General features: G+C 36.5%; 22 protein-coding genes and 1 pseudogene. 16 read left to right on the top strand and 7 right to left on the bottom strand.

Features of this window, described 5'->3' with window-relative positions:
* The 6 genes from IJE64_RS03610 to galU form a co-directional block, all read left to right on the top strand.
* Positions 1–1,126: FkbM family methyltransferase (locus tag IJE64_RS03610; protein ID WP_292782142.1), on the top strand; the 1,126-nt coding region annotated here is incomplete at its 5' end.
* 62 nt (positions 1,127–1,188) lie between these two features.
* Positions 1,189–2,511 carry a non-hydrolyzing UDP-N-acetylglucosamine 2-epimerase gene (gene wecB, locus IJE64_RS03605; RefSeq protein ID WP_292782140.1) on the top strand — a complete coding sequence of 441 codons (1,323 nt, stop codon included), beginning with the start codon at positions 1,189–1,191 and terminating at the stop codon, positions 2,509–2,511.
* A 159-nt stretch (positions 2,512–2,670) separates the two neighbouring features.
* A complete protein-coding gene (gene gmd, locus IJE64_RS03600; protein ID WP_292782137.1) occupies positions 2,671–3,729 on the top strand; it encodes a GDP-mannose 4,6-dehydratase in 1,059 nt (352 codons plus the stop codon).
* Between the two features lie 10 nt (positions 3,730–3,739).
* Positions 3,740–4,684: a GDP-L-fucose synthase gene (locus tag IJE64_RS03595; protein WP_292782134.1), complete on the top strand. Its 945-nt coding sequence runs from the start codon at positions 3,740–3,742 to the stop codon at positions 4,682–4,684.
* Positions 4,674–5,834 (top strand): DegT/DnrJ/EryC1/StrS aminotransferase family protein, encoded by a 1,161-nt coding sequence (locus IJE64_RS03590; protein ID WP_292782131.1) that lies wholly within the window; start codon positions 4,674–4,676, stop codon positions 5,832–5,834. Before IJE64_RS03595 ends, IJE64_RS03590 begins: the two co-directional genes overlap by 11 nt.
* Before the next feature lie 125 nt (positions 5,835–5,959).
* Positions 5,960–6,802, top strand: coding sequence for a UTP--glucose-1-phosphate uridylyltransferase GalU (gene galU, locus IJE64_RS03585; RefSeq protein ID WP_292782128.1), 843 nt, complete (start codon positions 5,960–5,962; stop codon positions 6,800–6,802).
* Positions 6,803–8,047: 1,245 nt separating this feature from the next.
* Here the strand turns inward: galU and IJE64_RS03580 are convergent.
* Both IJE64_RS03580 and IJE64_RS03575 read right to left on the bottom strand, forming a co-directional pair.
* On the bottom strand, positions 8,048–9,664 hold the full coding sequence (locus IJE64_RS03580) for a glycosyltransferase (protein WP_292782125.1): 1,617 nt from the start codon (positions 9,662–9,664) through the stop codon (positions 8,048–8,050).
* A gap of 347 nt (positions 9,665–10,011) precedes the next feature.
* A complete protein-coding gene (locus tag IJE64_RS03575; protein WP_292782123.1) occupies positions 10,012–10,887 on the bottom strand; it encodes an ROK family protein in 876 nt (291 codons plus the stop codon).
* 250 nt (positions 10,888–11,137) lie between these two features.
* On the opposite strand from IJE64_RS03575, the gene metK reads away from it, so the two are divergent.
* The 5 genes from metK (at position 11,138) to IJE64_RS03550 (ending at position 17,390) form a co-directional block, all read left to right on the top strand.
* Complete coding sequence (gene metK, locus IJE64_RS03570) at positions 11,138–12,310, top strand: methionine adenosyltransferase (RefSeq protein ID WP_292782120.1); 1,173 nt, start codon at positions 11,138–11,140, stop codon at positions 12,308–12,310.
* 145 nt (positions 12,311–12,455) lie between these two features.
* A complete protein-coding gene (locus tag IJE64_RS03565; protein ID WP_292782117.1) occupies positions 12,456–13,640 on the top strand; it encodes a coenzyme F420-0:L-glutamate ligase in 1,185 nt (394 codons plus the stop codon).
* A 155-nt stretch (positions 13,641–13,795) separates the two neighbouring features.
* Positions 13,796–16,438: a CDP-glycerol:glycerophosphate glycerophosphotransferase gene (locus IJE64_RS03560; RefSeq protein WP_292782115.1), complete on the top strand. Its 2,643-nt coding sequence runs from the start codon at positions 13,796–13,798 to the stop codon at positions 16,436–16,438.
* A gap of 32 nt (positions 16,439–16,470) precedes the next feature.
* Complete coding sequence (locus tag IJE64_RS03555; RefSeq protein WP_292782113.1) at positions 16,471–16,989, top strand: nitroreductase family protein; 519 nt, start codon at positions 16,471–16,473, stop codon at positions 16,987–16,989.
* A gap of 110 nt (positions 16,990–17,099) precedes the next feature.
* Positions 17,100–17,390: a hypothetical protein gene (locus IJE64_RS03550; RefSeq protein WP_292782110.1), complete on the top strand. Its 291-nt coding sequence runs from the start codon at positions 17,100–17,102 to the stop codon at positions 17,388–17,390.
* A gap of 96 nt (positions 17,391–17,486) precedes the next feature.
* On the opposite strand, the gene IJE64_RS03545 is transcribed toward IJE64_RS03550, so the two are convergent.
* From IJE64_RS03545 to IJE64_RS03535, 3 genes are all read right to left on the bottom strand, one after another.
* Positions 17,487–17,900 carry a hypothetical protein gene (locus tag IJE64_RS03545; protein ID WP_292782106.1) on the bottom strand — a complete coding sequence of 138 codons (414 nt, stop codon included), beginning with the start codon at positions 17,898–17,900 and terminating at the stop codon, positions 17,487–17,489.
* A gap of 13 nt (positions 17,901–17,913) precedes the next feature.
* On the bottom strand, positions 17,914–18,207 hold the full coding sequence (locus IJE64_RS03540) for a hypothetical protein (RefSeq protein ID WP_292782103.1): 294 nt from the start codon (positions 18,205–18,207) through the stop codon (positions 17,914–17,916).
* Between the two features lie 220 nt (positions 18,208–18,427).
* Entirely contained in the window at positions 18,428–18,952 is a 525-nt protein-coding gene (locus tag IJE64_RS03535) for a phosphatase PAP2 family protein (RefSeq protein WP_292782100.1), read from the bottom strand.
* Positions 18,953–19,321: 369 nt separating this feature from the next.
* On the opposite strand from IJE64_RS03535, the gene IJE64_RS03530 reads away from it, so the two are divergent.
* The 5 genes and pseudogenes from IJE64_RS03530 to IJE64_RS03510 all read left to right on the top strand — a co-directional run bounded on the left by IJE64_RS03530 (position 19,322) and on the right by IJE64_RS03510 (position 24,494).
* On the top strand, positions 19,322–20,605 hold the full coding sequence (locus IJE64_RS03530; RefSeq protein ID WP_292782098.1) for a hypothetical protein: 1,284 nt from the start codon (positions 19,322–19,324) through the stop codon (positions 20,603–20,605).
* Between the two features lie 216 nt (positions 20,606–20,821).
* Positions 20,822–21,337: pseudogene (mtrA, locus tag IJE64_RS03525) on the top strand (tetrahydromethanopterin S-methyltransferase subunit A); the annotation flags it as partial.
* 344 nt (positions 21,338–21,681) lie between these two features.
* Complete coding sequence (locus IJE64_RS03520) at positions 21,682–22,065, top strand: hypothetical protein (RefSeq protein ID WP_292782093.1); 384 nt, start codon at positions 21,682–21,684, stop codon at positions 22,063–22,065.
* A 196-nt stretch (positions 22,066–22,261) separates the two neighbouring features.
* Positions 22,262–22,819: a hypothetical protein gene (locus tag IJE64_RS03515; RefSeq protein WP_292782091.1), complete on the top strand. Its 558-nt coding sequence runs from the start codon at positions 22,262–22,264 to the stop codon at positions 22,817–22,819.
* On the top strand, positions 22,809–24,494 hold the full coding sequence (locus IJE64_RS03510) for an N-6 DNA methylase (protein WP_292782088.1): 1,686 nt from the start codon (positions 22,809–22,811) through the stop codon (positions 24,492–24,494). Before IJE64_RS03515 ends, IJE64_RS03510 begins: the two co-directional genes overlap by 11 nt.
* On the opposite strand, the gene IJE64_RS03505 is transcribed toward IJE64_RS03510, so the two are convergent.
* Together IJE64_RS03505 and IJE64_RS03500 are read right to left on the bottom strand one after the other, a co-directional pair.
* Positions 24,487–25,422, bottom strand: a complete 936-nt coding sequence (locus tag IJE64_RS03505; RefSeq protein ID WP_292782083.1) for an ARPP-1 family domain-containing protein — start codon at positions 25,420–25,422, stop codon at positions 24,487–24,489. The genes IJE64_RS03510 and IJE64_RS03505 overlap by 8 nt on opposite strands.
* Before the next feature lie 10 nt (positions 25,423–25,432).
* On the bottom strand, positions 25,433–25,696 hold the full coding sequence (locus IJE64_RS03500; RefSeq protein ID WP_292782080.1) for a hypothetical protein: 264 nt from the start codon (positions 25,694–25,696) through the stop codon (positions 25,433–25,435).
* Between the last annotated feature and the right edge of the window lie 81 nt (positions 25,697–25,777).

The following is a 25,777-nucleotide window of genomic DNA, read 5'->3' as shown; positions in this document are numbered from 1 at the left end:
TAATAGTAATGGTGCTGATGTTGGTTCTAAGTATGATGAGGGTGTTTCTAGGATTGTTGATTTGATTAATAGTAATGGTGCTGATGTTGGTTCTAAGTATGATGAGGGTGTTTCTAGGATTGTTGATTTGATTAATTCGAAAAATAATGTTATCAGTAATCAAATTGCTATTGTCAATGATAGTTTATTAAAAAACAGTTCTAATATAGATTCAAATTTATCAATATTAGTCAATGCATATAAGGAACATTATAATGAAATTAGAAAATATTTTTTTAATGGATATGAATCTACATTAAAACAGTTTATGAATACAGATTTCTTATTTAATTTATGTTATTACAATAATATTAAATTTTTATCATATTCTCCTGAAGAAAATAGGATGTTGCTTGAAACGGAAGAAGGCATTATTTTAAGCACAAATAATCATATTTGGACCATTATGGAAATAAATGGTTTGAATGAGTATGTTATCCCACAATTGTATCAGTTTGAAGATTTTGTCGTGTTTGATATTGGTATGAATAGAGCTTATGCTTCTTTAAAATTTGCTAATTTTGATAATTGTTCGCATGTTTATGGATTTGAAATTGATGAGTTTACTTATGAGCGTGCTGTAGATAATATCAATTTTAACCCCTCATTAGCTAGTAAAATTAAACCTTATAATTTTGGACTTTCAGATAAAGATGAATTTGTTGATTTATATTATTTAGATGGGTACGATGGATTAAATACAATGATTTCAGAATTTACTAATATCCAACCTTCCTTAAGGGTATTTAAAGATAATCTAAAAGTAAAATCTGTTGAAGTCAAAAATACTACTGATGTAATTTCAAAAATTATCAAATCAGATAATATTGATTCTAATATAGTTTTAAAAATTGATACTGAAGGAGCAGAGTATAAAATTATAAATGATTTAATAGAATCTGGTTTAATAAATAAAATGGACGTGATTTTAGGTGAAGGACATATGTTTTCTGATGAGGATTTCAAAGATAAGTTGAATAATTTAGGTTTCTGTGAGATTAAATGGGATATTGAATCATTTACATATAGTTTTGCATATGTTAAACAGGAATATTATAATTTTTGGCCAAATATTCCATTGATGTAAGAGGTATTTGTTTTTAAGGTATTAACTATATAATTCTAATTTGTTAGGGTGGAAATGATATTATGAAAATTGCAACTATTTTAGGCACAAGGCCGGAGATTATTAAGATGGCCCCTATCATCGCTGAAATTGACAAGAGGGGCATTGATCAGGTTGTTTTGCACACTGGCCAACATTATGATAAGGAAATGTCTGATAATTTCTTTAGGGATTTGGAGATTCCAGCTCCAGATTACAATATTCATGTGGGCTCAGGATCTCATGCCAGACAGACTGGTTTGATGATGAAAGGCATTGAAGGGATTCTTTTGGATGAAAAGCCGGACATTGTTTTGGTTCAGGGCGATACCAACGCTGTCCTTGCAGGTGCACTCGTTTGTGCTAAACTGCACATTGCCGTTGGTCACGTTGAAGCGGGCCTCAGGTCATTTGATACGACAATGCCTGAAGAGATAAACAGAAGGGTTGCTGACGTTTGCTCAACAATGTATTTCATTCCAACTGAAGAATCCGCAATAAACCTTTTGGCTGAAGGACTGTCAAGAAAAAATCTATTTATAACAGGAAACACGGTTGTCGACGCTTGCTTCAGGCACTTGGAAATAGCTAAAAAAAGAGGATTTGGAGAGGAGTCCCTAGCCGATCTGGACATTGAAAACATGGATAACATTTTAACATTGACAATGCACCGGGCAGAAAACGTTGATGTAAAAGAAAGGGTAGTAAACATCATCGATGCTTTAAAAGAGCTAAATCAAATGAACATCATCTTCCCAATCCATCCAAGAACCAAGAACACGCTGCAAAACTTCGGCCTGTTTGATGAACTCAACGACTTGGAACACGTCCATATCGTAAAACCGATAGGATATCTGGACTTTTTACTTCTGACATCAAGCTCAACATTAATATTGACAGACTCCGGAGGCCTTCAGGAAGAAGCGATTACGCTGGACGTGCCTGCGTTAACCCTGAGGTACAATACTGAAAGGCCGGAAACAGTGGCTGCCGGAGGAAACATTCTAGTCGGTTCAAATAAGGATGCGATACTGGAAAATGCAAACAGAATCCTGACCGACAGTGAATTCGCAGAAAAAATGAAAAATGCAGAAAACCCATATGGTGATGGAAAAGCGGCAGAAAACACAGTTGATGCAATTGAAAAGGCATTTACTGAAGGCATGCTGAACATTGCCGCTCCAGAGGATATCATGACCTCATTTGAAAGAAAGATGACTCAAATCGATGAGGACATTACTGTGCTGGAATTTGAGAAAAGAGAAAATGCATTGGTCAATCTAGTCTTCAACGGAGAAAAAATGATATTCCCAAGGGATGAATTAAACTTAAATGGCATGATGATTACTTATGTGTTATATACATAATTTTTGTCATTATTCAATAGTTGGAATAATTAGTGTTCTCAAGTTATTTAACTTAATAATATTTTGAAGATTAAAACTAAGTATTGATTATATATTTTTAAATATTAATTAAAATATATATTATTATATATTATTTTTATAGATATGGGGGTTGTCAATATGAAAAAAGCTTTAATTACTGGAATAACTGGGCAAGATGGCTCATATCTTGCCGAATTTTTATTAAATAAAAATTATGAAGTTCATGGTATATTAAGAAGAAGTTCTTCATTTAATACAGGCAGAATAGAACATTTGTATATGGAAGATTTAGTGGAGGATATGCATAAAGCAAGAAATTTCCATTTGCATTATGGTGATATTACTGATTCTACAAATGTCATTTCATTAATTCAAGAAATACGTCCAGATGAAATTTATAACTTAGCAGCTCAATCTCATGTAAAAGTTTCTTTTGAAACTCCAGAATACACTGCTCAAGTTGATGCTGTTGGAACTTTACGTATATTGGAAGCTGTTCGCTTGTTAAGTTTAGAAAACAAAACAAAAATTTATCAAGCTTCCACATCTGAGCTTTATGGTTTAGTTCAAGAAATTCCTCAGAATGAAAATACTCCGTTTTATCCAAGAAGTCCTTATGGCGTGGCTAAATTGTATGGTTTTTGGATTACAAAGAATTATCGTGAAGCATATGATATTTTTGCATCAAATGGAATTTTATTTAATCATGAATCACCAAGGAGAGGCGAAACTTTTGTAACTCGCAAAATCACACTTGCTGTGGCCAGAATTAAATTGGGAAAACAAAAGAAACTTTATCTCGGAAATCTTAATGCTAAAAGAGATTGGGGTCATGCTAAAGATTATGTTGAATGCATGTGGTTAATATTGCAAAATGATAATCCTGATGATTTTGTTATAGCAACCGGAGAAATGCATACTGTTCGTGAATTTTGTGAGCTTGCATTTAAAGAAGTGGGAATTAATATTCGTTGGGAAGGAGAAGGAATCGATGAAAAAGGTATAGATGTAGAAACTGGAAATGTTTTAGTTGAAGTTGACCCAAAATATTTTAGACCAGCGGAAGTGGATCAATTATTAGGGGATCCTACAAAAGCAATGGAGATATTGGGTTGGAATCCAACTCAAACTTCTTTTGAAACTTTAGTAAAAGAAATGGTTAAATCGGATTTAGATTTGGTAAAAAATACATCTTAAAGGTGTTATGATGGATTTTTCAGATAGAATATATGTTGCAGGACATAATGGAATGGTTGGTTCAGCAATTGTCAGAGCTCTTAAAAAAAGAGGATATAATAACTTAATTTTAAAATCACACTCTGAATTAGATTTAACTCGTCAAGCTGATGTTGAAAATTTTTTCAAACAAGAAAAACCGGATTCTCTTTTCCTTGCAGCCGCTAAAGTTGGGGGTATAAATGCAAATATGAATAATCCAGTTGATTTTTTAATGGAGAATATTATTATACAATATAACATTATTAAATCTGCTTTTGAAAATGATGTTGAAAAGCTTGTATTTTTGGGCAGTTCTTGTATTTATCCTACAAAAGCTAAACAACCATTGAAAGAGGAATATTTGATGTCTGGACCCTTAGAACCAACTAATGAGGGTTATGCTTTAGCAAAAATTGTTGGGTTAAAAGCTTGTGAATTTTATAATAAACAATATGGAACTAATTATATTAGTGTGATGCCTCCTAATATTTATGGTATTAATGATAATTTTGATTTAGAGAATGCACATGTTGTGGCGTCTCTTATTAGGAAGATGCATGAAGCTAAAATATTTAACAAGCCTCAAGTGGATATTTGGGGAACTGGAAACCAATATCGTGAACTAATGTTTGTTGATGATATGGCTGATGCTACTTTGTTTGCATTTGAAAATTATGATGGGGATTCTTTTATTAATATTGGTGTTGGAAAAGATTATACTATTAGGGAATTAGCTGAAACTATAAAACATGTTGTTAATTATGAAGGGGAGCTTTATTTTGATACTTCAAAACCTGATGGCATGTTTAGAAAAGTTTTAGATGTAAATCAATTTGAAAAATTAGGTTGGAAAGCAAAATATTCATTAGAAGAAGGAATTAAATTAACTTATAATTGGTTTTTAAAAAATTATGGGGCTGATTATGATGATTAATTATGTATTAGCAAAGGATACTTGGGAACAAGAAGAATTTGATGCAATTATGAGGGTTATTGAAAGTAATAGGTTCACAATGGGGCCGGAAGTAGAATCTTTTGAAAAAGAATTTGCAGAATATTTTGGAAGCAAGCATGCGATAATGGTCAATTCCGGGTCTTCTGCTAACTTAATTGCAATTGCTTCATTAATTCTATCTGATAAATATAATCTGAATCCTGGGGATGAAGTGATAGTTCCAGCTGTATCTTGGGCAACGACTTATAGTGTATTATATCAACATGGTATAAAGCTTAAATTTGTAGATATTGATTTAGATACATTTAATTTAGATTTGAATGAGGTTGAAAAAGCCATTACTGAAAATACTAGGGCAATTTTTGCTGTTAATCTTCTTGGAAATCCTAATAATTTTGATAAATTATTAGATATCTGTGAAAACAATGATTTAATTTTAATTGAAGATAACTGTGAATCAATGGGTGCTAAATTTAAAGGTAAGTATACAGGCACTTTTGGTATTCTCGGTACTTTTTCTACATTTTATTCACATCATATGGCAACTATGGAAGGGGGAATGGTTTTGACCGATGATGATGAATTGAATGATATAATGAAATCAATAAGGTCTCATGGATGGACTCGTAATTTAAGTAAAAATAGTAAATTTATTTCAGAAAAAGATGAATTTTATAATCTATTCAATTTTATTTTTCCAGGGTATAATGTTCGACCAATTGAGATGGAGGCCGCTATTGGACGTGAACAACTAAAAAAATTGGATAAATTCTTGGAAAATAGAAAAGATAATGGAGAATATTTCACGAATTTATTTTCACAATTGGATAATGTTAAAATTCAGAAAAATCAAGATGATTCATCTTATTTTGGATTTCCATTAATATTTGAAAGTAAATCTAAAAGAGAAGAGGTTATCAAATTATTCGAAAAAGAAAATATTGAATGTAGGCCCATAGTTGCGGGAAATTTTACACGTAATAAAGTAATCGATTATTTTGATTATGAGATTTGTGGCATTTTAAAAAATTCAGATATATTGCATAATCAAGGATTATTTATTGGAAATCATCATATTGATTCTAAAAATGATATAAAAAAGATTTTTGAAATATTGAATAATATTTAATATTTGATTTTTGTTATTATTTATTTTTTTAATAGTTGTTAATATGTTTAAATTAATGTAATAATGATTTCTTTGTGATGTAAAAATTTTTATTTAATATTAATGTAAAATATATGGAGATAATTATGAAGGCGGTTATTCCAGCAGCAGGTCTAGGAACTAGATTTCTGCCTGCAACAAAATCCCAACCAAAAGAAATGTTGCCGGTTTATGACAAACCTGCAATCCAGTATGTCATTGAGGAAGCTCTGGCTTCAGGCATTGATGATATATTAATAGTAACGGGTAGAAATAAAAGATCTATTGAAGATCACTTTGACAAATCATATGAACTTGAATACACGCTACAAAAGGCAGGAAAAGACAGGGTCTTAAAGCAAGTTAGAAATGTTACAAATCTAGCGGATATCTGTTATGTCAGACAAAAGGACTTGAAGGGTCTTGGTGATGCTATTTTATGTGCTGAAAGACACATTGGTGACGAACCGTTTGCAGTCTTGCTTGGAGATTCTATCACCAAAAGCCCTCAGCTATGCACAAAGCAATTAATCGATGTTTTCAACAAATATGGAAAATCTGCCATTTCCATAAGGGAAGTCCCATGTGATAAAATATGCAGTTATGGAATCGTTGAGGCGGATAAGGTTGAGGGTAATGTTTATAAAATCAATTCTCTCATCGAAAAGCCTAAAATCAATCAGATTTCATCAAATCTTGCAATTGTTGGCAGGTATATCTTAACTCCGGACATTTTTGATAAGATCAATCAGACAGAACCTGGATTCAATGGCGAAATACAGCTTACCGATGCCTTGTCAAAATTGGATGGAGTTTACGGCGTCAAGTTTGACGGCAAGGTTTTCAACATTGAAAACAGGCTTGAGTGGATAAAGTCCTCAATTGATTTTGCGATGAGCGATGAGGAGTTCTGTGATGATTTGATTGATTACATGAAAAGATTTTTATAATCATATTGTTTGTGTAAGGCTTTAAATGCATAAAAAACAGTTTATTATCTTCATCGAATTTTGCAATGGTTATCGATGCAGGATAAATTGAAATAATGCATTTAAACTTTTTTTTTAATTCAATTAATTTGATATGGGGATTGTAAATCAACCCCCATGTCAATTTTGCCAAATTTGGCATGACTTGTAGATTTTAAGCAAATCTATGATTTGCAATTTATATTTTTTGATTTTGCTTTTAATAAATTTTTAGTATATGGTCGTTGGATTGTGGTGTTTTGATTTTGTCATTAAATTAAAAGCTTACTAAATATTGTCGTTAATTCAATAAGCATATAAATTATCAGTCATTTATGTTCTAAATGTAAAATAAATTTTATAGATATGTTGTCCAAATATTATTTTTTTCAAAACATGGGGGTTTTTATGAGGGGTCCTATTTTGGAGAAAATGTTTTCAACATTTAAAGGGCTTGAGATGTCAATATCATCAATTTCGATGTCGATGTGGAGTTCAGTGGTGATTTGGCTTGTTTTATGAAAATAATTATTTTGAGGATTGCTTGAAAATGTATGAAAACAAACAACCCTCTGCTTTAACTATTTATTTTTTTTAATATATACTTTTTCATTGGGCATCAGGGGAGTTTGTCTGGAAGATACTGCAAATCTTCACTATATTTTTTATCATTTTTATGAATGGATTGTTATAAATTGGATTGTGGTAAATTATATTTATTGATGGGTTATAAGTGGTTAAATTATTCATGTGTTTTGGAAGGATACATGCACTGTGTTGTTGATGAGTATTGGATTAAATATTTTAAAAATAGATTTTATAAAACTATGAGTTTTAAATTTTAAAATCAATCTCAAATTATTAAAAATCAGGAATATAAAAAGAGGCATGTAAGGGATTAAATAAACTTAATCCCCCAATTCTGTTATTGAACTGTAATATTAAATTTATCTGCAAATTATATAAATGTTTTTATATTAATCATATTCGGACTCTTTCAAAAACTTGTGTGATTTTGTTGGAGTTCTGCTAGAGTCAGGGGGGAGTCATGTTTATTTTAAGAACCTTAATCATATTGATGTGGTTGAACGAATTTTAGATAATGAAACATTTGTAAAACAAATGTAGTTAATAAGTATATAAAGTTTTTTCAGGGGTTGGTTAAAAAATATTCAAGGCATAACTAGTATAATGCAAGTGTATTGTTAGAATATGTTTCCAGTTAATTTAAAGTAAATATTTATTGTTAAATTTATTTAAGTAAAATCCATTTAAACAATTTAATCGAGTATTCAGTTCTTTTAATTTAAATTCATGGAAACTACTTGATTGAATTATATTTGTATATGATGAATAGTAATGATAGCTTACTTCATCAATTAAATTGTTGAATTCAAGTTCTTTTAGCTCAAATTTTGATTTTAGGAATAATGATGTTATATCATTGGAATAGTTTTTATTCAATCCATCAATTATTTGAATTAGCTTTAATACTTTATCAGATCTAGCTCCATAATTAATGTGTGATTTTTCATCAATCATTGCAGTATTGAAATCCGTAAGCATTTTCTTAGTTAAATTAAAAATATTTTCACACCCATAAAGGTATAATAAATACCAAAAATCTTTTTTATTTAAAATATTTATGCCTTCCTCAATTATGTAATTTTTATTATCAGTTTTCATAATTTTATCTTTAAAGAATTTGGGGCAGAATATTATTGGTTGATTTATTGGTATGATATAATCGCCATATATGTATTCGCTGATGTATGGATAAATATTTTCAAAATCTGATGCTAAAAGCATGATATTATCTTTAAATTTAACTTTATCTTCGCCCATATTTGTTTTCCCAAAAATAATTATCTGAATATCATCAACTATTTCCTCTTCACATCCAAAACCTATTGAATGAATTAAATTGTATATTTCGACTTTTTTAAGGTTTTTTGAATTAATTAATATGGTATATTCAAAAGAATTATTAAAATTATCATCATTTATATCCAAATATTTCAAATCCCACTCTTTAATAATATCATATTTATTGGAATCTAATATATGATATTCTTTTAAATTAGCATAATACTCTTCATAAGAGTTGGAATTAAGAATAATCTTTTTTAAAATTTCATACAGCCCATCAGGATTATTATTAGTTATATATCTTTCAAAAACAGCATTATTTATATGAAAACCCATCACCTCATCCATATTAATTTTATTTAATAATTTTTCTGGTGTTTTTGTATAATCCCCAATGCATCTATATTCGAGCATACAGTATATATTAAAATGTTTTATATAATTGTTGTATTCTGGAAATTTTTTGAGGGTGTTTGAAACTAATTGGGGTCCAATTTGTCCATGATATGTATTGGAGCCTATCTTTTCTGCATAATCTAGCATATATTTGATAAATGGATCATTTTTAGGAAATCGCATTGCTCCATTATTTATAAGAAAATAGAATTTTTTTGAAGGTTCTGAACAAAGTAATATATTATCGTTAAATTTTTCATTAATGTTCCTAATTAAAAGGACATCTAAATCTAACCAAGTCCCACCGTATTTATACAATCTATGTAATCTGAATATATCTGCAAAACCACTGTATGATTTAAATCCAGTAGTTGAACGGAAAATTCTTGAACTATCAAGGATTTCATTTCCATCTAAAACTTTAACTCCCTCAGGAACATTTTCTAAATGACTATATGTATAGAGAATTACATCATGCCCACATAAAACCATAGATTTTAAAGATAAGTGGGCTAAGGTGGGAAGTTCTTTCTTATTATCTAATGGTATCCATAATGTAAATATTTCATTTTTATTCATTGTTTAAACCAATTATTTTTTTCTATTAACAAATATAGTTTTTAATGCATTAAAATGTATTGTATATATTTTGTCTTAAGAGAGGGCAATTTATTTATTTTCATTTTTGTGGAGGCGAGAAATTATTTTTGAATTTCCCTGTTTTCTTTGAATTTTATCCCATTTGCAGATAATACCTTGGATGGAATATAAAATAATTTATCAGGAGTTAAATCAAATTTATCCATTTACGATTCAAAAAATTCCAACTCAGCAATATTTATTACATGACTCTAAAACACATTATGCCTGCTTCCAGCGCAAATCCTATTTAGGGATTTGTCGGTGAAAATGCAGATTTGAAATACTCAAATGATTTTTTCCATCACTAGAAAGTTGTATAATGCGCCGACACTTCCCGCTGCATTTCCAAAACGGCATCTTTCGATTGCAGGTTCGTTTATTGCCTCTCCAGATTTGACTGTAAAGAATTGCTTGAGGTTTTTTCGTATCTCATCTATTAGTGTGTCCTCGGCCGATATTCCTCCGCCGATGCAGAACTTCTCAACGTCCAGTACAGATTGGATTGTGACGATTCCCGCAGCAATAGTTTCTGAATAGTCCTTCAAGGCACTTCTAGCGGCGTCATCACCGTTTCGATACTTTTCAAAGAATTCATAACTGTCTCTAAAATCCACAGTGAGGTTTTTATGGCCTCCAATTTTGCCGAAGCGCTCTTCATTGTCGGGATTTTTAAGCTGGCCAAGCATGCTTGAAAACTCGCCTGCAGATCCAAAAGACCCCCGATACAGCTTTCCATCAAGTATTATTCCTCCGGCTATTTCGGTGCCGAGTCCGATAAACACTCCGTTTTTTACATCAGACAGGTTTCCCTTCCAGAATTCCGCTAGGGCTCCGCATTTTCCGTCATTTTCAACCCATGCTGGTTTGGTGTATTTCTCCTCGAGGATTGATTTCAGGGCCAAATCCTTAATCCACTTGAATGCTCCTGCAGTGTGGACTATGCCCTTTTCGCTGTCAATCTTTCCTGGAAAAGATAGCGTTATGCCGTTTATGCCATTCACTCGAGGCGCAATTATTTCATCCAACAGGTCAAAGAGTTCTCCCTCTCCTCTTCGGGTTTTGATTTCACTGACCCTGCTTATTTCTGCACTCTCATCGCTTACGGCGTATTTTATCGAGGTTCCGCCCACATCTATCGCAAGGTATTTTTCACCGCACATGACTAAAACACATCCAAAAAATGTTTTTGATACTGTTTTTCTCCTTTCGGATATTAATGATTATTGATGACATGTCCTTTTTCAATGTTTTTTTTTAAATCTTTGGTGAAGCAATCATCACAAACATCTGTCTATTTAATCAATATTTTATTTTTGTTTTCATTATTTTCAAATATCACTCCCTTTTTCAATAATTCTTTTAAGTAATGAAAAACATAATTATTCCTAGAATATAATTTCGGTGAATAAAATGAGTGAAGTATACAGAACATTTACATCAGAATCAGTAACTCAAGGCCATCCGGACAAGGTTGCAGACATCATATCCGATGCAATTCTGGATGCGTACATGGCTCAGGACCCAGAGTCCCACGTTGCATGCGAAACCTGTGTTACCACTGACTTTTGTATGGTATTTGGTGAAATTAAATCAGATGCCGACATTACTGAAGATGACATCATAAAGATTATAAGAGACACTATCATTGAAATCGGTTATGACAATCCTGATTTGGAATTCGACGGCCATTCCTGTGAAGTCGTCAACAGGCTTCATGCCCAGTCCCAGGACATCGACCAGGGTGTCGACAGGGGAGATGAGGAAACCGGTGCAGGCGATCAGGGAATGATGTTCGGTTTTGCAACCAATGAAACTGACTCACTGATGCCTTTTCCAATTGATCTTGCAAGAAAACTCACAAACAAGCTTACAGAACTTAGAGAATCCGGTGAAATCCCATACCTAAGGCCTGACGGCAAGGCTCAAGTCTCAGTAAACTATGATGAGGACGGCAACGTCATCTCTCTAGATGCTGTGGTCCTTTCAACCCAGCATGACGAGACTGTCTCAGATGACCAAGATAAGCTTAAAGATGACATCCGTGAAAAGCTCTTCAAGGCAGTCATCCCTCAGGAACTCATGACTGAAGACACCAAGGAGCACATCAACCCTACAGGAAAATTCGAAATCGGAGGTCCTCACGGGGACGCTGGTCTTACAGGAAGAAAGATTATCGTGGACACCTACGGAGGTTATGCAAGACACGGCGGAGGTGCGTTTTCAGGTAAAGACTGCACCAAGGTGGACAGAAGTGCATGCTACATGGCAAGATACATTGCCAAAAACATCGTTGCTGCAGGTCTGGCGGAAAAATGCGAAATCCAATTGTCATATGCAATAGGAGTTGCGGAGCCTACTTCCATTCTGGTGGACACCAAGGGAACCGGTGTCGAAACCACAAAGCCTATTGATGAAATCGTAAGGGAAAACTTCAAGCTTACTCCTGACGGAATCATCGAGACTTTGGATTTAAGGCACACCCAATACAAGCAGACCGCAAAATACGGCCACTTCGGCATTGAAGGCCTTCCATGGGAGAAAACCGACAAGGCTGATGATTTGAAAAAATACATTAAAAACTAAATTGAGAAACTTCTATGAAGTTTCAACTTTTTCTCTTTTTTTTTAAACCCAATCTTAACTTTTAAATATTTTAATGAATATAAAATTAATGGGTTGTGGAAAATATATTCCAACCACTATTTATGGCAATTAGGAGTAATCATATATGAGATGCATTGGTACTGTAGTGCGAGGCATAAGGACACCGATCATTAAGGAAAACGATGATTTGGCAACCATTGTTGTCGATTCCTTGATGGCGGCAAAGGAAAGTGAAGGATTCGAATTTAGGGACAAGGACATTGTTGCAATCACTGAAGCAGTTGTAGGAATTTCAGAAGGAAACTACGTCACTGTAGATGATGTTGCAGCCGACGTTCAGGAAAAGTTCCCATCAAAAAACATCGGAGTGACAAATCCGATTCTAAGCAGGAACAGGTTTTCAATCATCCTCAAGGGAATCGCAAGAGGAATGGACAAGATCACTCTTTTAACATCATTCCCGTCAGATGAGGTCGGAAACGGCATTCTCGATGAGGAGCTTTTGGAGGAAAGCGAATACCACCTTGGAAGCGTCATCTCAGAAGAAGAATACAAGAAGACTTTCGGCTCATGGATACATCCGTTCACCGGAATCAACATGATCGACTTTTACAGGGAAGTTATTGAAGAGGAAGACTGCGAAGTGGAATTCGTATTCTCAAACGACGTGAAAAAAATCCTTGACTACACCAATGATGTTTTAAGCTGTGACATTCACACAAGGGAAAAGACCGTAAAGCTTTTAAAGGAAAACGGAGCCAACGTTTATGGACTGTATCAAATTTTAACTGAACCTGTAGGCGATTCAGGCTGCAACCCTGATTACGGGCTTTTAGGATCAAACAAGGCAACCGAAGAGAAATTAAAATTGTTCCCGAAAACCGGCATAGAGCTTGTAAGCGAGGTTCAGGAAAGATTAATCGAGCTCACAGGCAAGCAGATTGAAGTGATGGTCTACGGTGACGGGGCATTCAAGGACCCTGTCGGAAAAATCTGGGAGCTGGCAGACCCTGTCGTATCACCGGCACACACAGCAGGTCTTATCGGAACTCCAAATGAAATCAAGCTCAAGTACGTTTCAGACCACAAGTTCCCTCATCTTAAAGGCGACGAGCTCAAGGAGGCAATCAAGCAGGAAATCAAGGAAAAGGATGCCGACTTGACCGGACAGATGATTACCGAAGGTACAACTCCAAGGAAACTGACCGATCTGATCGGTTCCCTTTGCGACTTGACAAGCGGTTCCGGAGACAAGGGAACTCCAGTCGTGTTCATACAAGGATACTTCGACAATTTGGCGGATGACTAAATCATCCCTTTTTTTCACTTTTTTTAAATAATTAAAATCTTCTTTTTAAATTTCTGTTTTTTAAATCAATCCTGAAATTCAAGTTGGATGATTCAACTGATTGCATATCTTTTAAATAATATACACATCTTATATAGTATAAGGAGGAATTGATTTTGGATTTCACATTTTCGGTGGTGATGGCTGTCTACAACAAGCAGGATTATATAGCCGAGGCCATCGAATCAATCATCAACCAGTCCCTGGATTTCAAGGACAACATTCAAATCGTGATTGTCAATGACAAGAGCACAGACGGCACATTGAATGTCTTGGAAAAGTACCAAAGGAGATATCCCGACAACATCCTTCTAATCACTAACGACAGGAATATGGGGCCTTCATATTCAAGAAACCAGGGACTCAAGCATGTCAAAGGAGAGTTCATCAACTTTCTGGACTCAGATGATACCATATCAAAAGATGCGTTCATGCATGCCATGAATTTCCTAAACGACAATCTCGAAGTCGATATCGCATCAATTCCAATCTATTTTTTCGGAGTAAAAAGAGGCCCTCACAACCTAAACTTCAAGTTTGAAAAGGATCAGGTGATAAATCTCGCAGAAAACCCGCAATACATCCAGCTTTCAGGGCCTTCATCGTTCATAAGGGCCAAAAGGCTTAAGGATTACAGCTTCAACGACAATCTGAAGGTTTCAGAGGATGCACTTCTCTTAAACCAGATGCTTCTGGAAAATCCGCATATCGGATTTCTGGCCGGCGACAGGTACAACTACAGAAAGGACGGTTCCCAGAACTCCCTCATAACATCGTCGGCCAATACGAGAACCTATTTCACATCAAGGGTTGACGAGTACTTCATCAAATTAATCCATTATGCCGAAAGGGACGGAAAGATTCCCAAGTTCATACAGTACGTGCTCATGTATGATCTGCAGTGGATTTTAGAAATTGAGGATGTCGGGCACCTCTTAAGCGAGGACGAGATTAAAACTCTATATGATAAACTTATAGAAATCCTATCATTCATCGATGAAGACGTCATCCTTGCCCAGCCTTCAATTCCTGCACACCTGAGAGCTCATGCAATCCTAATCAAGAGGCACTGTTGGGACTACTTCAACCACAAAGCCGAAATCAATGACAACTTCAAGCTAACGACTCTCTTCGTTGACAACATCCAATTCAAAAGCGACCAGGAGCTCTACATTTCAGGAATCCTTGTGAACTTCACAAAAGACACTTCAATCCGGGCTGTTCTTGACGGCGAAACAATCGAAACTCAAGAGGTCAGCTATCCCCAAAGGGATTTCAAATCGCTGGGCTTCAAGTACGCAGAAAACCACAACTTCAAGGTCAATTTAGAGTTCAAGGAAAACTCAACGATTGCATTTAAGTCAGGCGAAAAGGATTTGGCAATCAATTTCAGCCAAACCTCAAGGCTTTCCAAGGTCGGCAGGTACATGGCATCAAAAAAACACATTGCGGTCTTTGAGGATAACCAGATTACAATCCGCAAGAAATCATTTTTAAGACTTCTCAAACTGGAAATCTCAACGTTAAGGGGAATGTTAAAGAACCGTCAGGAAGGCTGGAGAACAGGAGTGCTAATCAGGATGTTTTATGTCTTGACATATCCTTTCTTGATAAGGAGGCGCATCTGGATTTACATGGACCTGCCTCAGGTTGCAGGAGACAACGGCCTGGAGCTTTTCAAGTACGTTTCCACTCAACATGACAAGATTAACCATTATTTTGTCCTCGACAAGTCTCCGATTGACGATGCCGAATACCTGACAGGTTCCAAGGCAATCAAGTTCAGGAGAATGTTCGGCAGAATTCCTGAAAGCAAGCAGTACAGGCAAATCAAAGGCATTGGAAAGATTATCCCTGCAAGGTCACTCAAGCATAGGGTCTACACATTGTTTGCCGAGTTCATCATCACATCACACCCTGACAACACAATCATTTATCCGTTCTGGGGAAATTACCCCTATGTTGCAGGCCTTGCCCGCTCAAAGACTGTCTTCCTGCAGCACGGAGTCATCAAAAACGACATCTCATCATGGGCAAACGAGTATGACAAGCCTCTGGCGATGTTTCTGACATCATCTGAAAGGGAAGCTGAATCCCTGATGGAATATGACTACGGCTATGATGAAAGCGTCATCAAGACATTGGGCCTTCCTAGATTCGACAGGCTTGAAAACGACCCTAAAAAGGATATTCTGGTGATGCCTTCATGGAGAAAGCAGTTCAATGAGTTCACACAGGATGAGTTTGCAGCAACAAACTTCTGCAGAATCTTAAACGAGCTCATATCAGACGATGAGCTGATTGAAAAATTAACAGAAAAAGGATACAGGATGATATTCAAGCCCCATAGGAACCTGCATAAGTTTGCAGGCGCATTCACGACCCATCCGGATGTCAAGTTTGACCTAGACCTTACAAACTACACCGAAACCTTCAACACTGCATCCCTTCTCATTTCAGACTACTCCTCAGTGTCTTTTGATTTCGCATACATGAAAAAGCCTGTGATATACTACCAGTTCGACAAGGACTATCACTTTGATGTGGATGATGCGTATTTCAAGTATGAGGACGACGGATTCGGCCCGGTTGCAAAAAACCATGCCCAAATCAGCGAAATCATCCTGGAGATGATTGACAATGACTGCAGGATGGATGAAAAATACGCAAAAAGAGTTGACGGATTTTTCAAATACCATGACCGGAACAACTCAAAAAGGGTCTATGAGGAAATCCTCGACCTGGATGCCTATTACTAATTTTTTTATATTTCAAAATTCTAAGTTAAATCATGGAACTTATAGATGCAATGTTTAAGAGAAGAAGCTCAAGGAAATTCACCGACGAGCCTATCACAAAAGCGGAACTGGACATGATTTTAAAATCAGCGCTTCTTGCACCTACAAGCAGGAACAGAAAGCCATGCAATTTCCTCGTCGTTGAAAGAAAAGAAATACTAGACGAACTTTCAAGGGCCAAGGACCATGGGGCCCAATTCCTGAAGGATGCAGATAAGGCAATCGTCGTTCTGGCAAGCGAGTTTGAATCAGACACCTGGTGTGAGGACTCATCAATTGCACTTACCTATATGCACCTGATGGCAACTGACCTGGGACTTGGAAGCTGCTGGGTTCAGATTCACCTGAGAGAAAGGGACGGCACAGATGCCGAGGAAATTGTGAGAGACATCGTTGGAGTGGACCTTCACTACAGAATAGTCGGAATCCTTGCATTGGGCCATCTAGAAAGCCAGCCTGAGCCCCACACTCCCGATGACCTGGACAAGTCCAAGGTTCACTTTCTCGTATAGAAATGCCTTTACCACTTCAAACCCTTGGGAAGTGACAAAATCTTTAAATAATCTCTAAAATATAAAGGAACATGTAGATTAACAGGATTAAATTTAAGGAGATTTTAGCTATGCATGTGAAAGATGTATTGGACGATTTAGGAATTAGGGTCAAGTTGCCTCAACACTGGTTTTCCACAGACGTCGGTGCCGAATTTGAGGAGCCAACATTAATCGAAAATGATGAGATTATAAAAATTGAAGCTCAAAGCGGTGAGAAGAGAAAAGTCATTGTCATAGATGTCGATGACGGCATGAGTGTCGTGACAGTCTTTCCCGACGGCAAGGTGATCGGGGTCAAATATTTAGAAAACAAGGATGACTTCGAATACATAGGAAAGCCGTCAGATCTATACTTCTAAAAATTGCTTTTTGATGTGAAGATTCAAAAATCTAATGATTTAAGGTAATATTGGTGTGGAAGAATAATTTTTTTATGTTTTAAAAAAAAATATTTTTCAATCAAATTTCAGGTTGTTGAAGATATTTTCCATATGGAATATTGCTGCTGATAGTTCTTCATGGGTAATTTCAGTGAAAGGATTATAATCGGCTTTTTTTCTTAGTGATGATAATCTGCTCAATTCAGTTTTCATTTTCTTTTCGCCAAAGTTGTATAATGCTTGTCTTATTTGTTTATGTTCACTTATTGGCTTGTCATCACCGAAGTTCCATGGAGGGATTGTTTTAAATTTTTTTATATCTTCTAACCATAATTTGGACAATAGGTATGAGCTAAAGTATGCTCTATTTATAATTGTTGAGTTAATGCATCTCTCATCACAGTTTTCAGGTATTAAATGATTTTTTAAATTCATTAACTTCAATGTTAGGAGGTATAATTGGTATTGGGGATATTTGGTTAAATCCATCTAATCACCGAAATTAAATCCATATTATCGTATTGCTGCAGAATTCATCGATTCCATTTTCTTTTGAAAATTTTTCCATATGGTTATAGATTTCAAGAAGTGTGGAATCCAGTTTGTCTCTGCTAGTTCCATTCAATGTCTTAAAGGAGTATATGTAGTCCATTGTCGATATATCCGGCTCTTCAATTATTGTCATTTCACCTAGAAAATCGAATTTTTTTGCAAATTTTCTAATTTCTTGTGTAAAAATTTCTTTTGAAGGCTCCATTGAGCGTTGAAACCTTATCAATTCATTTTCGTTTTTCATTATTTTCACCACCAAATATTTAATTTGATAGATTTAATATGGTTTTTGAGAATATAAATAGTTTTTTATTTTTATAATGTAAATATAAGTAATTTAAATCAATTTTTTAATAATCTAACAATTTTCAAGCATTATTTTAATATTCACTTTAATTTGATAAATATTTTTTCTTGTAACTGAAAGCAATTTGGCTTGATGGTTTCAAAATTTTTGGATGGCTTCACTTTTTCAATCTCAAGACAATCGCACCGCTTATTATGCCGACGACCGCACCGGTAACAACGTCAAATGGAAAGTGCACGCCAATGTAAATCCTTGAAAAGCAAATCAGAAATGCAAAAAGAACTAATAAGCAAACCAACGGCTTGTTTCGGCGCAGTTTCCACACCAAAACTGTTGTCACTGACAGCGTTGATGAGGCATGTCCTGACGGAAAGGAGTTGGGCTCTGATGGAACGGTCAACTGGTGGACATTGCTCATGACATCAAAGGGGCGTGGGCTGTGGATTAAAAGCTTGAGGCATGCTGCAATGATGCCTGATAAAACAAGTGCATAAAGGCATAGCTTGGCTATTTTAAGGCATTTGTCCTTTTCAAGATGCCTTGCAATGAGGATGGCCAGTATGCATAATGCAAGAAGGCTTACAAAACCGCCGATATTGCTCAGCCCAGGCATTACGGTATCGAATAGCGGATTTTGCAGGTCATGATTGATAAAATAAAATATGTCAATGTTCAAGCTCATCGCTATTATTTTTAGTCGTGATTACTTAAATATTTTTTTTTAGAAATATTGCTTTTAAGTTATATTTTTTAGCCATATCCATTTCAAAAATCTAAATGAGCAATATTTGTCCATTAAAACCAACTTTAATAATTTCACATACTTCGATTCAAGAATTAAATGATTTAAATGCCCTATATAAAATTGTCAGAATTCATGGAACTCGAAAATGGAATGAAATTAAGCCTCTAAACAGCATATGATTTCGGCGGATGCCCAAGCATGATTTAATGATGCGTATTTGATGTGTATGTTATGGTGAAGTTAAATTCAAAAAGTATAAAATACATGTCATTTAGATATTTAATTATAAAAAAGTGAGGTTAAAACATGAAAGTCAACAAATTCATTTTAGTTTGCATATTTCTGCTGGCAGTAATATCATTAAGTCCATTGTCTGCCAGTGAGGATGTTGCAGGCGATGAGCTTGCCTTGGATGATACGGCTGAAGTTAGCCAGGTCGTCCAGGATGATGTAGTCGGTGATGGCGAAGAGTATAGTGGGCTTAGTGTGGATTATCCACAATATATCGCAACCGGCGATGAAGGAAACATAACAATTTCAGGTGCCAACGACATTACTGGCAACCTGTATTGGGAATTTGATGGGGAAAGCTCATCCATCAGTTTGGCTGATGGAAAACAAAACATTGCATTCAAAGATTTGGCTGAAGGAGACCATCCATTTCTGCTCAAGCTAACAAATGATACAAAGTATGCCGATGTGGAAATATCAGATACGTTACATGTATCTAAAGAAATTAGTTTAACTCCAAATGTCCCTACAGTATTCAATAACAATCCTACCCTAATCACATTCACAGGCCCTATAGTTCATGAACATTGTTCACTGCTTTTGGAAATAGGAAATGAAAGTTTCTGGGGATATTATTACGCTTTTGGTGAAGGTGAAGTCGAAATCAATGTAGCGAAAACCGGAACTTATAGAGTCAATTACTTCTATGAAAACCCAGAGGAAAGCCTTGTGGCAAAAGGAAGCTTCAACCTTAAGGTACTTTCAAAACCTAAGCTTCAAGCCAAATCAATTACCATGTATGATATTGAAAGCAAATACTATAAGGTTCGCCTTTTGGATTCCAATGGAAAACCTATGGCCGGAGAGAAAGTAACAGTTTTCATTGATTTATCCAAATACAAAACCGCTAAAACAGATAAAGACGGTTATGCAAAAGTAAAAATACTTGGAAGCGACTTGTATTCCGATGATTTGGACTTGACAACAACCTATAAGACATTAAGTGTCCATAATAGATTGTACTTCAAAACAGTCATGAAGGAAATCACATCCTTCAAAAAGACAAATGCAAAAACCGTAACGTTCCAGATAAAAACCAATAAGGTTAACGGCAAATTCTTAACCGGAACAAAAGTTACTTTTAAGTTCAACCAAAAAACTTACACCGCTAAAATCAACAATAAGGGAATTGCAAAAGTGGATGTTAAAAAATCAGCATTTACCAAATGCAAAGTTGGTAAAATCTACCAATTGAAAGTTACTTTAGGAGCGAATTCCTTCACTTCAAACTACAAGTTCCTAAAAGTTAAACCAACAGTATCCTATGTAAGCGGAATGTACGCTGCAGGCAAGGCATAAACAACTTTAAAATACTGCTCAAAAGCAGTATTTATTTTTTCTTTTTTTTTAAATCGGACAATCATGATTTGCTGATGAATTGCTTTTGAATTATTCAGGAATATTTTTGCATGTTGGATAAATCCATTTTTCCACCATTCGCCGAAATTAAATTACAAAATACTTAAATATTTTTAAAATATATTTTAATCTATCCATATATTAGGAGGTTTTGACATGGCAGACAAAAAAGCTCCTGCAGATGGCTGGCCTGTAATCAGTGGGGATTATATCGTTGGCGACCCTGAAAGTCCGGTTGCAGTGACCACATTGGCTTCCCACATCGAGGCGGAACTGTCCGGTGCGGCTATAGCAGGACCATGCAAGACAGAGAATCTAGGCATTGAAAAGGTAGTTGCTAACATTATATCAAATCCGAACATCCGCTTTCTGATCGTTACAGGCGCTGAAGTGCAGGGACACATCACCGGCCAAAGCATAAAGGCATTGTACGAGAACGGAGCGGACCCTGACAAGAAGAAAATCACCGGAGCGACCGGAGCGATTCCATTCGTTGAAAACATTCCGATGGACGGCATTGAAAGGTTCCAGAACCAGCTTGAAATCATCGACCTGATTGACACTGAGGATACCGGAGCAATCAATGCGAAGATTCAGGAATGCGTTGAAAAGGATCCGGGCGCCGTTGAGGAAGACCCGATTGTCATGGAAGTCGATGAGGAAAACCAGAAGATGAAAATCGTTAAAAAGGACAAAAAACAAGAAGCTGAAGACGAATGAATCTTCGGCTTGCCTTTTCTATTTTTTTTATTTGCATTGAAACATGTTTCATGGTGCAATTTCACACTTTCACTTTTCTGCATTTTTTTAAAAAATGCAAAAACTTTATATATAACCTGAGCCATATACTTTATTTGTAGTTGTAATAAGTTGTATTTTTTTGGAAAATTAAGAAAAAATAAAAAGTTTTATATACTATTGTGTACAACTTATTGTTACAACTTGCATCTTCTTTAAAAAAATGCAATTGAAATAGAAAGTTTCTTTCTATCGCCAGTCGAACACCACCGCAGAAAATGCGGATTAGAATAAAAAAAGGATGTGATATAATGAACCATGACCATAATTCAATCAACTGGAGCGAAAAGGTGAAAAGCCTTGACAACACCATAAGGGAAGAGATAGGAATGGAAGGCGAAAGCGAGGCAAAGCATATCCTCATCAAGGTGCAGACCAAATCATCTGAGCCAATCGAACCGGCATTCATCGTCGGCGAGGACGACACCTTCCTTGATCTGTTTGTCCTCTCCCCTCAAGGGCCTGGAATCACCTCAACAGCCGTGCTCAAGTCAAACATCCAAAGCGTAGGCGTCATCGGAGGCGTGTCTGCAGAAAAAGTGGACGCTTCAGAGGTCAATGAAGCACCTCTTCTGGATGATGTCGGCGGCCTGTACCAATAAAGGAGGGCAATATTGAAAGACAAACACGCACATAAGAAATTAGGCCATAAATCACCATTAAAGATGAACATGCTTGAAAACACGAACACCACGCCAAAAAGCATGCTCATTTCAACCCCAATTCACCATTAAAATCACCCAAGGCCCAATTTTTTATTAAAAAAATAACTTGAGGCTAAAAATGAGGAAAGTAAGATTGTATAAGATTGCAGAAGTGCTCTCGGGCCTGTCATACAGGAGATACCTGGCAGATGACGGCGAAGAGTTTGAGGTAGTTGTCCAGAGGTCAATAAAAAAGGACGGGATTCTGGATGACTTCGAGAGATTAAGGATGATGTCAGGAAGCATCAAGCCGCACCATTTTACCCGGAAAAACGATGTCCTGATGAAGATGCCTTACCCGTATGATGTCGCTTGCGTCAGCCGTGAAGGATTGGTGATAAGCGACAGGATAGCCATTATACGCCTTAAGGAAGGCTTTGACCCGTCATTTATAGCGCATCTGCTGACCAATGCCCATGTCAAAAAGCAGCTCTATGAGCTTTCAAGCACAGAAAGAATTCCTCACGCTTCAATAAGACAGATCAGGGAGCTCGAACTCGCAGTTCCCGACTATGAAACTCAGAAAAGATACGGAGAACTTCTAGATTTGATTAACCGGAAGGTGGCCGAGGACCTGAAGGTGGTTGACTATGACAGAAACCTCAAGGAAGGGATACTGAACAAATTGTGGGGTGAGGCCGATGAGCGTTAGGAAATCCGGAAACAGGAAGGTCTTAAACACCCTCTTATCTAAAATAAGGCAGGCCGAAGACACACCGGACGTCCAGTACATGGTCATCTATTCATTCCTATACAAGTACTGCAGCGACCTTTTGAAAAACTACTTCAAAAGCCTCATAGAGGATAAGGCCATGACATTCGATGAGGCCTATAAGGATGACGACATGAGGGAAACCTTCAGAAGCGAAGCGTTGGACATGTTCGGATTCTACCTTGACAGCCCTGAATATTACATCGATGAGGTGATTGCCAGCCACTATTCAGAGAGGTTTTTCGTATATGCATTCTTTGACATTTTCAGCAAGAAAGTTGAGTTTGCAGACGATTCAAACTACGGGCTTTACTTCAATTTCATTTTCGACAAGCTAAGCCAGGAGGTCAATTTCAACAAGTTCGAGTTTGTTGGCGAAACCCATCTGGTCGTAAAGGACATAATATACTCGATTTCACAGCTCGATGTCTTTGAGGAGGATTTCCCCTTTGCCAGGGTCTTCGATAAGGTCTGCCAGTCAAGGCTGATCAGGATAGGCTATGGCAACGATTACATCAACCATCTAATCTCTTCAATCGTGTCATCTAATGTGAAATATCCAAGGGACGTCTACAGCCCGTTTCTAAACGACGCATCCCTTCTGGTTGACCTTGCAAATGACTACAGCATTCCGTTTGAGAATTCCTTTGCAAAAAGCCAGGATGAGCTAGCATACTCATGCAGCCTGGTCAAGCTATTGATTAATCACTTTGACTTGGACAGGGTTTTCCTGGAACTTGGAAGTCCGTTCGAGCCGTTTGATGATTCAAGGGCCAAGTTCGATGTTGTGATATCGGCAATTCCTCAAATCACCACCAGAAATATGCGCCGCTTCAACGTGGCCAAAAATCCCGAAGCCATAAGGCAGAACAAAAGAAAGCAGATTGAGGATTTCCTCACAGCCAATCTGAACATGGATGAGGAGTCATTTAAAAGCGACGGTGAGATTAACGATGCAATTGACAATATCGTAAGCAAGATGGATCTGGACACTGGAGGTGTCCGCCTTTCAGGCGAGTACGCACCGCTCAAGGACAGCGAATATCTATTCCTAATCAACATGATAGATAATCTAAAGGATGATGGGCTGATGGTCGTGTCAATGTCTCAAAGCTTCTTGTTTAAGAATTCCCTGGGGCTTTTAAGAAAGTACCTGACTTATGAGATGAACTGCATAGATGCCATAATGAGCGTTCCCGGCGAGCTTTCAAGGCATTCAATATCTGAAATCATCATGGTGTTCAGGAAAAACAGAAGAACAGACCGCATCGTATTCATAGACATGTCAACAGATTTCAAGACAAAAAAAGCACCGTATTCAGTTCCAGGACTCTTCAGGAGAAATCTCGTCCTGGATGAGGATACAATCAGAAAGGTCTTGGACGTTTACAGGTCAAGAAAGACAATCGATAAGTTTTCAAATGTCGTTGGAATTTCTGAAATCAAGGCAAATGATTTCAACCTGTCGATTTCAAGGTATGTGGACACATTTGAGGGCGAGTTCATTGATCTGAAGGATCTGGCTTGTGAAAAAAAGAGGTTGGATCAAGAAAACAGGGAGCTGTCCCTAAAAATAGAAAAGATGATGCGAGAGTTGGGCATTGACTTTAAATGACAATGCCGCCTCTTAAATGACTACTTGCTTTTTTCAAATCATCATCTTCATCGATTGTGAAGTATGAAAAGTGAATCATCTCATCCTTGTAGGTGTAGATTTCACTTATGCCTTCATCGTTTTTGAACTCAAATGGCTTTTCCAGCCCGATGTTTGGCTTTTCGCTGAAGTCGCTGTCAATTACACTCATTATCAGCTCTCTAGCTTCATCTGCATTTATTGTGAACGCTTCTTCTTTGACTTCCATATTAATCAGATAGCTTTTAAGGATCTTTTCGTGGTATTCCTTATAGATTTCAGAGCTGAAAAATATTTCAAAGCCTTTTATTTCACCATCGATAATGATTAAAACACCATTCTGACCATCTGCAACCTCAAAGGATTCAATGAATTCATTCAAGTCCGCCTTAACGTTATCATAGCTTTCGGCCATTGCCTGGGTTTTGGATGAGAACTGGTGATCGTTTTCAAGATCATCAATGGAGTTCCATACTGCCTGCTGGGCATCCCGGCCTTCATGTATTGCAAGGGCTTTCCTGCCTCGTGTTCTTGAATCCGCAATGTATTCGGAATGCACGAACTCATGCTTGTATCCCCAGCGGCCATGTTCGGTGCAGTTCACAGGTATCTTCATCTCGCTTTGAGGGGCAATCAGGATTGTGGCATTCACTATACGGTTCTGGTCTCCTCCGACAATCTCTTCGCCGTCCACCAAAAGAAGCGGAACGACAGATTTGTTTTCAACGATCAATGTGTTCACTGTTGAGTGTTCGCATTCCTTTACCTTTGCAAGGCCCAACTCGAAGCCCTTCTCGAGGGTCAGTATGTCAAATTTATAGTTTTTTGGTGTTTTTATAGGTATTATTGCCATGTTCTTGTGAACTTGAGCGTCCAACAGCTCAATTTCATCTGAAAGTGTGCTTATCATCAAATCACCTCTAGAAATGTTTTTTGATGTAGTCAATGTCAATCTCTGCAGGATTTTCGCACAGGTAGTGCACGTCGCTTTCGGGATTTTCGACTTCCGCTATGTATTCGTCTGAGCTCAACACCTTGGCTATTGCGATTGAGCCGGTGATGAATTGTATTCTTGCGAAGTACACGTCATTTATCTTATCGTACAGTCTTCCTGCGCTCATGCATCCTTTAACAACGGTTCTGGTACTGTTTGCCACATAGCCGATTTTCCCGAAATATCTCATCTCGCAGGCTATGGATTCCATGTCGTGATGGTTATCTGGTTCCTTCACCAGCTTTACTGTGGCGTCAATTTTCAATGGTTT

The organism is Methanobrevibacter sp., assembly GCF_017409525.1.
Classification (GTDB): Archaea; Methanobacteriota; Methanobacteria; order Methanobacteriales; family Methanobacteriaceae; genus Methanocatella.
The sequence above is the reverse complement of the archived record's forward strand: the minus strand, read 5'-3'. Positions and strand labels throughout refer to the sequence as shown.